Below are 13,475 nucleotides of genomic sequence, written 5' to 3' on the forward strand. Positions count from 1 at the left end.
GTGCCCCGGCGGGTGCGGGCCGGTGCGGGCCGGTGCGTGGGCCGGGTCAGTGCTGGTCGCTGCTGCGGCCCGGGGGGAGCGAGAGCAGGTTGCGGTGGCGTCCGCCGGTGGCCGGACCGGCGGTGGTGCCGCCGCCGTTGCTCATCACCGGCGCCGGTGCCGGTGCCGGGGCGGGCATCGGGTGCGGCACGGGCCCCAGGTAGCCGGCCGCGACCCAGCCCTGGCCGTTGGCGAACTGGGCGGCGGGCTGGGCGGGTTGGCCGACCTGGCCGAGCCCGTCGCTGGTGGGGTCCGCGGGAGTGTGCGGGGCGCCGGTGTACTGGGTGCCGGTGTGCTGGCTCGCGGTGTGCTGGGCGTGGTTGGTGTGGGTGCCGCTGCTGTGGGTGCTGCCGGTGTGGTGCCCGGTGTGGCCCTGGCCGTTCTGCTGGTTCGGCATGAACTGGGGGAGGCCGGCGGCCTGGCCAGCGTACGTCTGGAACGCCTGGTGCTGCGGCGGGTACGGACGGGGCTCGGCGAGCACCGGGTAGCCGTCGCGGACGGCGAAGCCCGTGAACCTCAGGTTCTCCTCGCCCGAGCGGTCGCCGGGCAGCGCGCGGAACAGCCGCCGGTACTCGGAGTACAGCTCGTCGTAGATCGGCGTGGCCGAGTGCGGGTGCTCAGCGTCGAACGACGGGCGCATGCCCGGGATCACTCGGGGGGCGGTGGTGGACCGGCGGTGGGATGCGGAGACGTCGTAGCTGTACACACAGGGGCCAACGAGCGAGTCCCCCGGGGGATGCGGGGTGCCCGGCCCCGGCCGGAAGGTTGGCCTGTGCCGGTCGGGGTGCGGACCGGTCCGTGGCGGGCCTTCCGGCCGGGGCCGGGCTCCCGGCAGGGGGTTCGGCCGGGGTTGGGCTTCCGGCCGGGGCGGGGCGGGGCGAGGCGTGCCGGGGGTGTCGGGGAGGCTCAGGTGCCCGCGAGCGGGAGGGAGGCGCCGACCACCTGTCCCAGGGCGACGGCACGCTCCAGCGCCTGGCGCAGCAGGTCCTCGCGCGGCTGCCGGCCCACCATGCCCGCCGGGACCGCGTACATGGTCACCTCCGTGAGCTGGTTGGCGGCGAACCTCCAGGCGTCGGTGACCTGGAGCGGCTGGTGGGCCTGCCACCAGCCGGTGCTGCCCCCGGCGGCGGCGGGCTGCAGGATCGCGTGCAGCTTGCCCATCGCCACCAGGACGGACCAGCCGGCCAGTTGGTCCGGCGTCTTGTCGAGGTCGGTGACGGGCTGGAAGCCGGCGTCCTGGAGGAGGTCCAGGAACTCGTCGGTGCCCGAGGTGTTGCCCGGCCGGCCGACCGGTCCGGTGGGCTCGACGACGACCGCGGCGTGACCGGTGTCGCCGTGCAGGACCAGCCCGCAGGTGATGCCGAGGATGGCGGCCTGGCCGGGCGCGGTGGCCTGGGCGCCGGCGGACGGGGCCGGGTTCGGGACGGCGGGTCCCGGGATCGCGGGGCCCGGGACGGCGGGCGCCTCGGTCTGCGCCTGGCTGATGCTGCGCACCGCGCCCACCAGCTGCTCCTCGGAGACCGGCACCACCTGGGAGGGGATGCAGCGGGCATGGGCGAAGGCGAGCACCGCCGTCTCCTCGCCGACGAACAGCACCGTGCTGGTGGGCTCCTGGAGCGAGTCACCGGGGGTGCGGCAGGACGTGCACTCGTAGCTGTCGGGTGTGTGGGCGCCGCCGAGCAGGCGGTCTGCCTCGTCGTCGCCGATCTCGGATCGGACCTCGTCGCTGACGGCGAGCATGCGCGGCACTGGGACTCCTCGGTTGTCGGGTTCGCCGGCGGTCAGGGGTGACGCGGGCGGGGGAGGGGAGCGGGCGGTGGGGCTGGGTGTGGCTGGGTGTGGCTGGTGCAGTAGGTGGAGCGGGTAGCGCTGGTGGGGCTGGTGGGGCTGGAAGAGCTGGTGGATCGGGTGGAGGGCCGCTGGGGTGGGCGCTCGGGTCGGGCCGGGGTCGTTCGGGGGGGTGGGACCGGGTTGGGACGGGGCGGGACGGGCGGTGGGGCGAGGGGCCTTTCCGGCCGCCTTTACCAACGGACCCCTGTGGCAGGGGTCACGGGTGGACACCGAGGGTGACGGGAATTGCCCCTGATCCGACCGCGTGACGTGGTCGAATGCTCACAATCTGTCGATGTCGGCGGCAGGAGTGCCGGAATGAAACCGTGAGGTGGGTCACGGCCGGGCAATGTTTGATCTAGGAAATGACGGTTATATCGGACATTGTGGACATGCTTGCATGGTCATTACCGCCGGTAACGCCCTGCTGAGCTGGGCAGACCGTCGGGTGTTTGGTTCCGTGGCGACCTGACTCGTAGCTTCATTGGCGGTGCAACGAGCACCACCCGGGTTCACTCCGACGCACAGCCCACCGGCTCACCCCGGCGCGGGCCGTGCCCACTGATGCGACCGCTCGATCTGGTCGCCGGTGCGTGGTGGGTGGCCGGGGCGGCGCGGCACGTCCGACACGTGCCCGGCCGCCCGATGGACGCGGCGAGCGATTCGACTCCTTCGAGGGTCTGGTTCCGCATGCCCGCCCGGGGCTGTCGAGAGGAACCTCATGACCTTCCGTAACGAGACCGCCGCTGCCACCACCTCCACCGTCACCAAGCGCAACCGCGTTCGGATGGCTGTTGTCGCGGGTGCCGCTGTCGCGGCCCTGCCGGTGGCCGGCCTCGTCACGGCCAACTCGGCCTCCGCCGCCTCCGTCTCGACCTGGGACGCGGTTGCCCAGTGCGAGAGCGGCGGCAACTGGGCCATCAACACCGGCAACGGCTTCTACGGCGGCCTGCAGTTCACCTCCAGCACCTGGGCCGCCTTCGGTGGCACCGCCTACGCCGCGCAGGCCAACCTGGCCACCAAGGCGCAGCAGATCTCCGTCGCCGAGAAGGTGCTCGCCTCGCAGGGCCCGGGCGCCTGGCCGGTCTGCTCCGTCAAGGCCGGTCTGACCAAGGGCGGCACCCCGGCCGCCGTCGACACCTCCGTCGCCGCGAAGCCGGCCGCCCCGGCCGCCACCGCTGCGCCGAAGGCCGCCGAGGCCCCCAAGGCCGCGCCGAAGACCGTCGAGGCCCCCAAGGCCGCGCCCAAGGCTGCCGAGGCCCCCAAGGCCGCGCCGAAGTCCTCGGACGCCGCCGCCTCCTGGAAGGCCGAGAAGCCGGCCAAGCCCGCGAAGCCGGCCGCTCCGGCCTCGAACGACGCCAAGCCGGTCACCGGTGGCAGCTACACCGTGAAGGCCGGTGACACCCTCAGCACCATCGCCGCTGCCCAGGGCACCGACTGGCACGAGCTGTACAACGCCAACGCCAAGGTCATCGGCGGCAACCCCGACCTGATCTTCCCGGGCCAGACCCTGACCGTCTGACCTTTCGGGGACTGTCTGATCCCCGGGGGACCGTGTGATCCCTCGGGGTCGGCCGACTTCTCGGGTCCGACGGACCTCTCGGGTCCATAAGGATCCCGCCCGTCCGTCGTGCCCTCTGGTCCGTCGTGTCCTCCGGTCCGTCGTGCCCTCCGGTGCGACCAGGGCCGCCGGTTCGGCTGGGCCGCCTGTTCCAGGTGGCCGCCGTACTCCGGACATGCTGTTCGAACGGCCGCTTCTCCGCTGTGCGGGGGAGCGGCCGTCGGCGTGTCCGGCGCGTCGGGACGGGCCGGGGAGAGGTGCGCTTAGGGTCGGCTGCTGTGCCTTCTCAGCGTTCATAGGATCAGCCGTGAATCCTTCGTACCGACCGGTCACCCGGTTCGGTCCTCGGCTGCCGGCGCCCTCCTCGCGCCCCTCGTCGCCCTCGTCCTCGCCGTCGCGCTGGCCCTCGTGCTCCTGCCGGCCGTGGTGCCGCTCCCGGCCGGCCGGGCCCGGGCCGCTTCGACGGTGGCGGACATGATCTGGGACGAGCTCGCCGAGTGCGAGAGCGGCGGCGACTGGCGGGCCGCCACCGGCAACGGCTACTTCGGCGGCCTGCAGATCTGGCCGCCGACCTGGGAGGAGGCGGGCGGTCTGCGTTTCGCCGACCGCCCCGACCGGGCGAGCCGGCGCCAGCAGACCACCGTGGCCGAGGAGATCCTCCATCTGCAGGGGTGGGAGGCGTGGTCGGCCTGTGCCCGGGAGATCGGGATGATCGGTGGAGGGTCCGACCGCGACTGATCGGGTCCTGCGCCCGCTCGCCCTGCCGGGCGCCCGGTGAGTGCGGGAGGATGGTGGCGTGATCCAGGGCGAACTGTTCGGTACGGGTTCCGGTCGCGACCTCGGGTCGGGTGCCGGTCGCGTCCCGGGGTCCGGTACCGGTCGTGACCTCGGGTCCGGGCGCGTGCTCGGGTCCGGTGCCGGGTCGGGCGCTGACGGGACTTCCGTGCCCGAGCGGTCCGAACCGGCGCCCGGCGCGGTGCTCGTCCCCGGCTGGCTCGACGCCGAAGCCCAGCTCCGCCTGGTCGCCGCGTGCCGGGAGTGGGCCCGGCCGCCGGCGGGGATGCACACCGTCCGGATGCCGACCGGCGGCATGATGTCGGTCCGCATGGTCGCCCTGGGCTGGGACTGGTACCCCTACGGCTACCGTCGCGTCGCGGCCGACGGCGCACCGGTCAAGGCGTTCCCACCGGAGCTCGCCAGGCTCGCCCGCGGCGCGGTCGACGCGGCGTACGGCGAGGCCGTCGACACGATCGCGGGCGCCGCCGGGTACGAACCGGACATTGCGATCGTCAACCACTACCCGCACGGCGCGAAGATGGGGCTGCACCAGGACCGCGACGAGCGCACGGACGCGCCCGTGGTCTCGCTCTCCCTCGGCGACACCTGCCTCTTCCGGCTCGGCAACACCCGCACCCGCACCCGGCCGTGGACCGACCTGGAACTGCGCAGCGGTGACCTGCTGGTGTTCGGCGGACCGGCTCGCTTCGCGTACCACGGGGTGGTGCGCACGCTGCCCGGCACGGCGGATCCGGCGCTCGGGCTGACCGGCCGGCTCAACATCACCGTCCGCCAGTCGGGCCTGTGACGGCGGCGCGGCCGGCGTCCGTACGCGGAGCCTTCGGCGTCCGGGCGGTGCTCGCGGTGTCCCTTCGCGGCGCCGGCGGTGCCCGTTTGCGGCGCTCGCGGTGCCCCGTCTGCGGCGTTCGCGGTGTCCGGGCAGAGCTCCCACGCCGGCACGTTCGAAGCGATGGGCCCTCGTTCGAGTGAATCGGTGGAGAGGTGCGGGGTCGAGGGGAATGCCCTGGCTCGCTGAAGGATTCGACTGGGCGGGAGAATTCGATAGAACGGGCGTCGGCAGCCGGGCGGGCATCTCCGTCCGGGCCGGCCACCCGGAGAGGAAGCGCACGCATGGGTACCCCTGTCGACGAACTCGTCGAGCTGCTGGACCTTGAGCAGATCGAACTGAACATCTTCCGCGGGCGCAGCCCGGAGGAGGCGCTGCAGCGGACGTTCGGCGGCCAGGTCGCGGGCCAGGCGCTGGTGGCGGCGGGGCGCACGGTGGACGGCGACCGCCCCGTCCATTCGCTGCACGCCTACTTCCTGCGCCCCGGTGTGCCCGGCGTGCCCATCGTCTACCAGGTGGACCGGATCCGGGACGGCCGCTCCTTCACCACCCGCCGGGTGCTCGCCATCCAGGGCGGCCGCTCGATCTTCGCCCTCACCGCCGACTTCCACGTCCCCGAGGAGGGCAGCATCGAGCACCAGTACCCGATGCCCGCCGTCGCCGCCCCCGAGGACCTGCCGAGCGCGCTGGAGGAGGTCGGGTCCCGGCTCGGCGAGCTGCCCCCGTTCATCAGCCGCCGCCAGCCCTTCGACATCCGCTACGTCGACCGGCTGCGCTGGACCAAGGAGGAGCTGGCCGGCGTCGAGGCCCGCAGCGGTGTCTGGCTGCGCACCAACGGCGCCCTGCCCGACAACCCGCTGATCCACGTCTGCGCGCTCACCTACGCGAGCGACATGACGCTGCTCGACGCCGTCCGCGCCCCCGTCGAGCCGCTCTGGGGCACGCGCCACTTCGACATGGCCTCGCTGGACCACGCGATGTGGTTCCACAGACCGTTCCGGACCGACGACTGGCTGCTCTACCAGCAGGAGTCCCCGATAGCCCACGGCGCCCGCGGTCTCGCGCGCGGGCAGATCTTCGACCGCCACGGGCAGCTGGTCGTGTCCGTGGTGCAGGAGGGGCTCTTCCGGCCGCTGAAGGGCTGACCCGCCCCTCGGCGCCCGGGTGGGGCCCGCCGTCCGTCCCGTCGGACCTGCCGGGAATGATCCACCCCGGTGATCGGCGTTGACGTGATGACGGACACCGCACGGGTGGTGCCGGACCGTCCCCCGGGCCCCGGTGCCCGGCGGACAGTCCGGCGGGCCCGGACCGATTGGGAGGGCACACCGATGACGGCGACAGCCGCGGAGGACTGGAAGCACTGGAGCGAGGGCCGCGCTGCGGCGGTGAGCGCCCGCCACGGCCAGCTGGCGCTCACCGGTACGCACTGGCTGGAGCCGGACCCCGCCGGGATACCCGGCGTGCCCGGCCGCTGGTGGGCCGACGCGGAGGGCGTCCGGCTCCGGGCGACGGCGTCCGACGGCATCACCGTCGCGGGCGCGTCCGCCCCGGTCGACGGCGAGGTGCTGCTCCGCCCGGACACCGACCCGGCCGCGGACACCGCCTCGGTCGGGGACGTGCTGCTCGTCCCGATCGAGCGCGAGGGTGAACTCGCCCTGCGGGTCTTCGACCCGGCCTCGCCCGGGCGGCACTCCTTCGCCAGCATCTCCGCGTACCCCTACTCGCCGGAATGGGCCGTGCCGGCGCTCTACACCCCCTTCGAGGGCGAAGCCCGGGCCGTCCTCGTCCCCAACGCGGACGGCAAGGACCGCCCGCTGGCCCTCACCGGCCGGATCTCCTTCACCGTGGCGGGCGAGCACCGCACCCTGACGGTCGGCAGCGCGGGCCGCGGGCTCAGCGGGGTCATCGCGGACGCGAGCAGCGGCGCGGACACCTACCGCTTCCGCTTCATCAGCCTTCCCGAACCCGATGCGGACGGCCGTACGGTGCTGGACTTCAACCGCGCCTACCTGCCGCCGTGCGCCTTCGCCGACCACTTCATCTGCCCCTTCCCGCCGCCGGGCAACCGGCTGGACTTCGTGGTCGAGGCGGGCGAGAAGCAGGTCCTGACCCGGTAGCCGCCGCCACCGCCGTCGCTGCCGCGGCTCACCGGGGGCGCGGTCGGCCGGTGACGCCGCCCAGCCCAGCGGGGCCGCGGCCGCTCGGCCAGGACCCCGGTGGGCTGGGCGCGCGGGCGGAGGTCGAATATGGGGGGCTGTGTCGACCAATCATCCTGCCAATTCGGATGCCGCGCCGCCCGCGGCCGCCTCCGCGCCCCCGGTACCTGTCGTGCCCCGGGCACCTGTCGTGTCCCCGGTTCCCGCGGCGCCCCCGGGGCCGGCCGCGCCCCCTGGGGGCCTTGAGGGTGGTCCCTCCCCGGCCCCGGCCGTGAAGCCCCCCGCCTCGTCCGTCGAACCCCCCGCAGCGTCGGCAGAGCTCCCCGCCCCGTCCGCGCGCTGGTACCGCAAGGCCTTCGCCGACCTCAGCCCGCTGCGCGACAACGTCGACTACCGGCGGGTCTGGTTCGGGCAGGCGGTCTCGTCCATCGGCCAGCAGATGACCGCCGTGGCCGTCTCCGTCCAGGTCTACGACATGACCGGCTCCAGCTTCGCCACCGGCCTGGTCGGGCTCTTCTCCCTCTTCCCGCTGGTCGCCTTCGGCCTCTACGGCGGCGCGATCGCCGACACCGTGGACCGGCGCAAGCTCGGCCTGATCGGCTCGGCCGGCCTCGCCGCGGTCTCCGCCGTCCTCGCCGCCCAGGCCTTCGCCGGGCTCGGCCTCGTCGCCGTCCTCTACGCCGCCGTCGCCGTCCAGGCGGGCTTCTTCGCACTGAGCTCGCCCGCCCGGTCGGCGATGATCCCCCGCCTCGTCCCGAGCCACCAACTCCCCGCCGCCAACGCCCTGAACACCGTCAGCATGAACCTCGGCCTCACCGTCGGCCCCATGCTCGGCGGCGTCCTCATCGGCGCCTGGGGCACCCAGGCCGCCTACCTGGTCGACACCGTGGCCTTCGCCGCCACCCTGTACGCGATGTGGCGCCTGCCCGCCATGCGCCCGCTCGGCGACCGCCGCGGCCGCGCCTCCGTCCTCGACGGCCTGCGCTTCCTGCGGGAGCAGCCGAACCTGCGCACCAGCTTCCTGGCCGACCTGGCCGCGATGATCTTCGGTATGCCGCGAGCCCTCTTCCCCGCCATCGCGGTCACCTTCTACGCCGGCGACGCCCGCACCGTCGGCCTGCTGGTCGCCGCCCCCGCGGTGGGCGCCCTGACCGGCGCCCTGTTCTCCGGCTGGGTCGGCCGGGTCAACCGCCAGGGCGTGGCCGTCCTCGCCGCCGTCGCCGCCTGGGGCCTCGCCATCGCCGCCTTCGGCCTGATCCACAACCTCTGGCTCGGCCTCCTCCTGCTCGCCGTCGCCGGCTGCGCCGACACCGTCAGCATGATCTTCCGCAACACGATGATGCAGGTCGCGGCCCCCGACGAGATGCGAGGCCGCCTCCAGGGCATCTTCATCGTGGTCGTCGCCGGCGGCCCCCGCCTCGGCGACTTCGAGTCCGGCACCGTGGCCTCCCTCACCAACCCCGCCACCTCCGTCATCAGCGGCGGCCTGGCCTGCGTCGCCGCCATCGCCCTGCTCGCCGCCCGCCGCCCCGCCTTCCTCCGCTACGACGCCCGCCACCCGACCCCCTGACACCACCGCCATACCTGGCAGCGAGCACCCCCCGACGTGCTGTATTGTTTTCCACGTCGCCGGGACAACGGCGACAAGGTCGAGAAGCCCCACAGCAGAGCCCCCCAGGCCCCGCCGAAGGCACCGAGACCACGGGACGTGGCGCAGCTTGGTAGCGCACTTGACTGGGGGTCAAGGGGTCGCAGGTTCAAATCCTGTCGTCCCGACCAGCGTTTTCGCAGGTCGGAGGCCATTCCTATCGAAAAGATGGGGATGGCCTTTTCTTTTGGTGATCGCACGATGGTCATGAACGCTCGCTCGCGTCACCCTGCTGAGCGCATTGCCGCAGGTCTGGGGCATCCGCTGGGTTGACGGGGCGTTTGTTCAGTCATCCGGGAATCAGCGCGCCGTTGATCGCCGGCCGGTCATCTCTTCGGTGCGGGAGTTCTCCAGCATCGAGGAATGGCTCGGCCGGGCCCGCAACACCTACCGCTACTACGACATCCTCGCTGATATCGGTGGACCGGTCCGAACTCCCGTCGAGACACCCTGTCCTGGATCCGGCTCTGCCTGCGCGCCCACCATCGGCAGGCCCAGAGCGTCAAGCGCCAGGTGAACACTGCCCGCGAGGTCTGGACCGCCCTCGACGATGCCGTCGACAGCGCGGCTGGCCCGACCGCATGCTTGACGCCCTCTTCCCCGCGGTGATGGGCAACCGCCTGCGCCGCGCAACCTATCGGGCCGACGCCGGACTCAGCGAACAGCAGGCTCAACGCGACATCCGCGAACTCGTCGGCGCAGGCTGGCTCGTGGCCAAGGGCGAGGCCCACGGTCGCTGCTGCGCCGCCGGCCCGCCTTGCCGGAGGGGGTCACCCGCGACGTTTGGGAGCCCCGTACACGGCGGGACCCGTACGCGTGATCGACGGCAGCCGATTTCGGGTGTGGCGTTCCATGGCCGTTCGGCGACGCGGGGCCTGACGGGAATTCTTCGTGGTCGGCTCAGTTGCCAGCTCGCCGTCCCGGCGGCTGTTGGTCACGATTGCTGGCGGCGGCGATCCCGGTCTGCTTTCTGTCCGACGCCCACAGCGATCTCCTCCAGGATCTTCCTGGGCACCCGATCCACGATCCGTCGATCTGCCAGCCACGAAGGGTCCCGGCGGAGGAACTCGACGTCCATCTCGAAACCGCCGCCGTCATCGACCAGCAGGTTGTGTTCTTGGACGTACCAGCGCCGGCGGTCGCCGGGCTGCGTCACCTCGAACGAAGTCTCGCAGTCCACATCGTCGCCGTGGGGGCAGTTGTTGTAGTCGCTGCAGGTAAGCACGCCGTCGTCGGTCATGCAGAGATTATGGCGTTCCAACTGCGCATCTTCCAGGCACCAGTTGACTGAGCACCAGTTCGATCGTCCGGGGCGCTGATTTGGTTATCGGTAGATTTTTCGTGGCGACTGATGAGATGTGCGGCCGGTGACCAAGTCGGAGTGGATGCCGACCTGGTCGGCGAACGCCCGGTGATCGTGGAGCGGTCGGCCCCGAACAGCAGGCGCAGAAGGGCGTGCCCCGTCACGGCGGAATCTCCCGTTCGAACCATGAACCCATCACCACCGCTGCCCATCAACGAGCCCTGTCAGTGAGTCCGGTGCCAGCGAGGAGCCGGGTTAGCCTGCCACCGGTTACAGCATCCGAGCGGGCCGTAGCAAGATATGCTGCGGGAAATGTATCGACTGCATGGGACCAGCCGCGGACGGCCACCGCCCTGCCATCTGGGACTGCTGGGTTGGGATGAGCCAGAAGTTGACCTTCGCGTCAGACGGCACGGTAAGAGCCGGCTCTGCCTGTCTCACCGCTCCCGAAAGTGCCGGGAACGGTTCCCCGGTTGCGATGTCCGAGTGTGTCGGGGCGCGCGGCCAGCAGTGGGTGCTGCGTGCCGACGGCTCCTTGTACAACCCTGCCGTCGACCGCTGCCTGGAGACTCCCGGCTGGGTCACCATCAGCGACACCGGCTTGGGAGTCTGGTCCTGCCTCGGTAATGCGAATCAGCGGTGGAACCTCACCGTCAATCCCGCGGTCTGAGCGCCGCCCCGCTCACCGCGCCCGTGCCGGGCGGAGGATGACCCTCCGCCCGGCACGGGCGTGTCCGGTCGCGACGGCTCGTGCGGTGGTTGCCCCATCGCTGACTTTCGAGGCGGTGTGCCGGGAGGTCCGGTCGGCGAACAGGGGACGGGCCGGGGCTGACTCGATGGGACAGAATGGCCCCGCCGGTCGCGCGGCGTTCGGTAGGGTGCGGAGTCGAACGAGCTGGTGGGCTCGGTGGGTCAGCAAGCTCGGTGAGTCAGTAAGCCACCCTCAATGCTGAGTTCGACATTCGGCGACTACGATCTGACTTACGCAGTCGGCGGGTCTCAGGAACCCATCCCTGGCGATGGGCCCTCCGGTCCGGGGTGCTTCGGTGCTGATCACATCAGGTGTCCGGGGTCGGGCCCCGTGCTTGCACGGGGTGGCGGAGGGGATACAGCGGACCGCCCGGGAAGGGGCGGTGAAACGCTCAAGGTGAGGCTCGCCGACCGCGTCTCACAAGCGGGAACGAGGCGGCTCGGTGACGACGGCAGACGACTTCGCGGACCTTAGCCCGGCGCAGTTCCTCAAGGCGGTGGTCAGCGGCTCGATCTACCCGTACATCGAGCATCGGATCCCCAAGCGCAGCGGTGGGACGAGGGTCCTGCACGCCCCGGTTCCGCGGTTGTCCGGGCTCCAGCAGGAGATCCTTGCCCGGCTGGAGACCCTTCCGGCCGAGTCCCAGCCGCACCCGGCGGCGTTCGCCTACCGAGGTGGCCGTTCGGTCGTGGACTGCGCTGCCGTTCACGTGCGCGCCCACACCGTGATTCGACTGGACATCGCCGACTTCTTCGGGAGCATCCGGGAACGACACGTCCATGCCGCGCTGAAGGACGCCTGGACCGCCCCGACGAAGCGTGAGTACCGGATCGACCTGGTGAGGGATGACGGCCGTCTGGAGGTCGGTTTACGGCGTACGGGCCGCACCCTGGACACCTACACCATGGCCCGGTTGGTCACGGTGTCACCACCTGCGGCGAGGGAGACCTGGACGAACCGTGGAACCGGGCGTCGCGATGTGTACCTGGCGGCCACCGGACAGAGCTTCCGCGTTCGTCGGCCGAGCCTGGTTCACCAGCACACCCGCGAGGGGTTCCTGCCGCAGGGTGCCCCGACAAGCGGGTACCTGTCGAACATCGTCATGCGTGAGGTCGATGCTGTCGTCACCCACCTTGCGGAGTCCCTGGGGCTGCGCTACACCCGTTACAGCGACGACCTGTACTTCTCCAGCCGAAGGCGCGTCCACCACGTCGGCGTCGACCGTCTCGTGGCCGGAGTGAAGGAGGCCCTGGAACCGCTGGGCATGATGCTCAACACGAAGAAGACCTATGTGGCCCGTCCCGGCGCCCGCCGCAGTGTGCTGGGCATCCTCGTCGACGGCCCCGTTCCCCGCCTGACGCGCGAGTACAAGCGCCGCATCACCAAGCATGTGCGAGGGGCGGCCTCGTTCGGTGTGGAGCAGCATCGCCGGCACCAGAACTTCGAGGATCCGGCGGCGCTGGACGCCCACGTGACCGGGCTGCTGTCGTTCGCGCACATGGTCGAACCCGGCTGGGCGGAAGGGCAGCTCACGGACTGGAAGCGGTTGCGCGGGATTCCGCTCAGGACCGTGGACCCGGTGATCGGGCAGCTCGGGCTCGATATGCCGTGGGAGGCGGAGGTCGAAGCCACCCAGGAGAACTTGGCCAAGGCCTCCATCGACGACCTCGTTCGCGGCGCCCAGCGTTATCGTTCCTCATCGGACTACCTGCAGATGCTCGAGTTCGTCGGTCGGTTCAAGCGGTACGCACCGTTCAACGCGATGGTGGTCCATATCCAGAAGCCGGGAGCGCGGTATGTCCTGTCCTCCTCGGAGTGGAAGTCGAAGTACTGGCGGGTGCTCAAGCCCGGTGCCCAGCCGCTGCTGATCTTCCAGCCCCGCGGGCCCTACATGCTGGTCTACGACGTCGGGGACACCGAAGCCCTGCCCGGGGCCCTGCCGCTACCCCAGGCGATCACGGCCCCGGTGTCGGTGTCCTCCCGAGTCGACGAGAAGGACGTGGCCGAGATCTGGCACCACACCGAGACGAACCTGGCGCCGCTGGGGATCCGGCTCACCCTGGTCAACCACGGGGCCGCCTCTTGCGGGCGCGCGTACCGCAGTAGGCAGCGCGGGCTGGTCGAGCGCCCTGGCAGCAGGCCCGGAGGCAGGCCGGAGGCATACCCGGTGCTGTTCGAGATCGAGGTCAACCAGAACCTGCCGCTGCTGGACCGGTACGCCACGCTCGCCCACGAGCTCGGGCACCTGTTCTGCGGGCATCTCGGTGCCGGTCCCGGGGGCATCTGGTCCGACCGGTACGTGAAGCCTTCCTCGGACAGGGAGGCCGTGGAGATCCACGCCCGCAACGAGGTCGAGGCGGAGTCCATCGCCTACATGGTTCTCAAGCGGCTGGACCCTGGTGTCCGGATGGGTGACTACATCGCCGGACATCTCGGCCCCACCCAGGAGGTTCCCGAGACGGTCGCTCTCAATCTCACGGTCAGGTCGGCCGGCCTGATCATGGAGATGGGCCAACGGCGCATTTCCGCCTCCAGGCTTCGGAGGAGAAAAGAGTGATCAGGG

General features: G+C 71.6%; 11 protein-coding genes and 1 tRNA gene. 9 read left to right on the plus strand and 3 right to left on the minus strand.

The window, feature by feature from the left end:
* Window positions 1–46: 46 nt before the first annotated feature.
* Together ABZ495_RS19085 and ABZ495_RS19090 are read right to left on the minus strand one after the other, a co-directional pair.
* Window positions 47–679: a hypothetical protein gene (locus tag ABZ495_RS19085; RefSeq protein ID WP_359837012.1), complete on the minus strand. Its 633-nt coding sequence runs from the start codon at window positions 677–679 to the stop codon at window positions 47–49.
* A gap of 266 nt (window positions 680–945) precedes the next feature.
* Complete coding sequence (locus ABZ495_RS19090) at window positions 946–1,788, minus strand: hypothetical protein (RefSeq protein ID WP_359808201.1); 843 nt, start codon at window positions 1,786–1,788, stop codon at window positions 946–948.
* A gap of 802 nt (window positions 1,789–2,590) precedes the next feature.
* Between ABZ495_RS19090 and ABZ495_RS19095 the strand changes: the two genes are divergently transcribed.
* The 7 genes from ABZ495_RS19095 (at window position 2,591) to ABZ495_RS19125 (ending at window position 8,989) form a co-directional block, all read left to right on the plus strand.
* Complete coding sequence (locus tag ABZ495_RS19095) at window positions 2,591–3,391, plus strand: transglycosylase family protein (RefSeq protein WP_359837014.1); 801 nt, start codon at window positions 2,591–2,593, stop codon at window positions 3,389–3,391.
* 447 nt (window positions 3,392–3,838) lie between these two features.
* Window positions 3,839–4,168 carry a transglycosylase family protein gene (locus ABZ495_RS19100; protein ID WP_359837016.1) on the plus strand — a complete coding sequence of 110 codons (330 nt, stop codon included), beginning with the start codon at window positions 3,839–3,841 and terminating at the stop codon, window positions 4,166–4,168.
* A 205-nt stretch (window positions 4,169–4,373) separates the two neighbouring features.
* Window positions 4,374–5,015, plus strand: a complete 642-nt coding sequence (locus tag ABZ495_RS19105; RefSeq protein WP_359837017.1) for an alpha-ketoglutarate-dependent dioxygenase AlkB — start codon at window positions 4,374–4,376, stop codon at window positions 5,013–5,015.
* Window positions 5,016–5,338: 323 nt separating this feature from the next.
* Window positions 5,339–6,199 (plus strand): acyl-CoA thioesterase II, encoded by an 861-nt coding sequence (locus ABZ495_RS19110; protein WP_352297673.1) that lies wholly within the window; start codon window positions 5,339–5,341, stop codon window positions 6,197–6,199.
* A 183-nt stretch (window positions 6,200–6,382) separates the two neighbouring features.
* Entirely contained in the window at window positions 6,383–7,171 is a 789-nt protein-coding gene (locus ABZ495_RS19115; protein WP_359837020.1) for a DUF1684 domain-containing protein, read from the plus strand.
* Between the two features lie 310 nt (window positions 7,172–7,481).
* Window positions 7,482–8,780, plus strand: a complete 1,299-nt coding sequence (locus tag ABZ495_RS19120) for an MFS transporter (RefSeq protein WP_359837022.1) — start codon at window positions 7,482–7,484, stop codon at window positions 8,778–8,780.
* Between the two features lie 132 nt (window positions 8,781–8,912).
* Window positions 8,913–8,989 (plus strand) — tRNA-Pro (locus ABZ495_RS19125).
* Between the two features lie 803 nt (window positions 8,990–9,792).
* Here the strand turns inward: ABZ495_RS19125 and ABZ495_RS19130 are convergent.
* Window positions 9,793–10,098, minus strand: a complete 306-nt coding sequence (locus ABZ495_RS19130; protein ID WP_359837024.1) for a hypothetical protein — start codon at window positions 10,096–10,098, stop codon at window positions 9,793–9,795.
* A 379-nt stretch (window positions 10,099–10,477) separates the two neighbouring features.
* Between ABZ495_RS19130 and ABZ495_RS19135 the strand changes: the two genes are divergently transcribed.
* Together ABZ495_RS19135 and ABZ495_RS19140 are read left to right on the plus strand one after the other, a co-directional pair.
* On the plus strand, window positions 10,478–10,831 hold the full coding sequence (locus ABZ495_RS19135) for an RICIN domain-containing protein (RefSeq protein WP_359837085.1): 354 nt from the start codon (window positions 10,478–10,480) through the stop codon (window positions 10,829–10,831).
* A gap of 523 nt (window positions 10,832–11,354) precedes the next feature.
* Entirely contained in the window at window positions 11,355–13,469 is a 2,115-nt protein-coding gene (locus ABZ495_RS19140) for an RNA-directed DNA polymerase (protein WP_359837026.1), read from the plus strand.
* Window positions 13,470–13,475: the final 6 nt, after the last annotated feature.

This window comes from Kitasatospora sp. NPDC005748, from assembly GCF_040630735.1.
Classification (GTDB): Bacteria; Actinomycetota; Actinomycetes; order Streptomycetales; family Streptomycetaceae; genus Kitasatospora.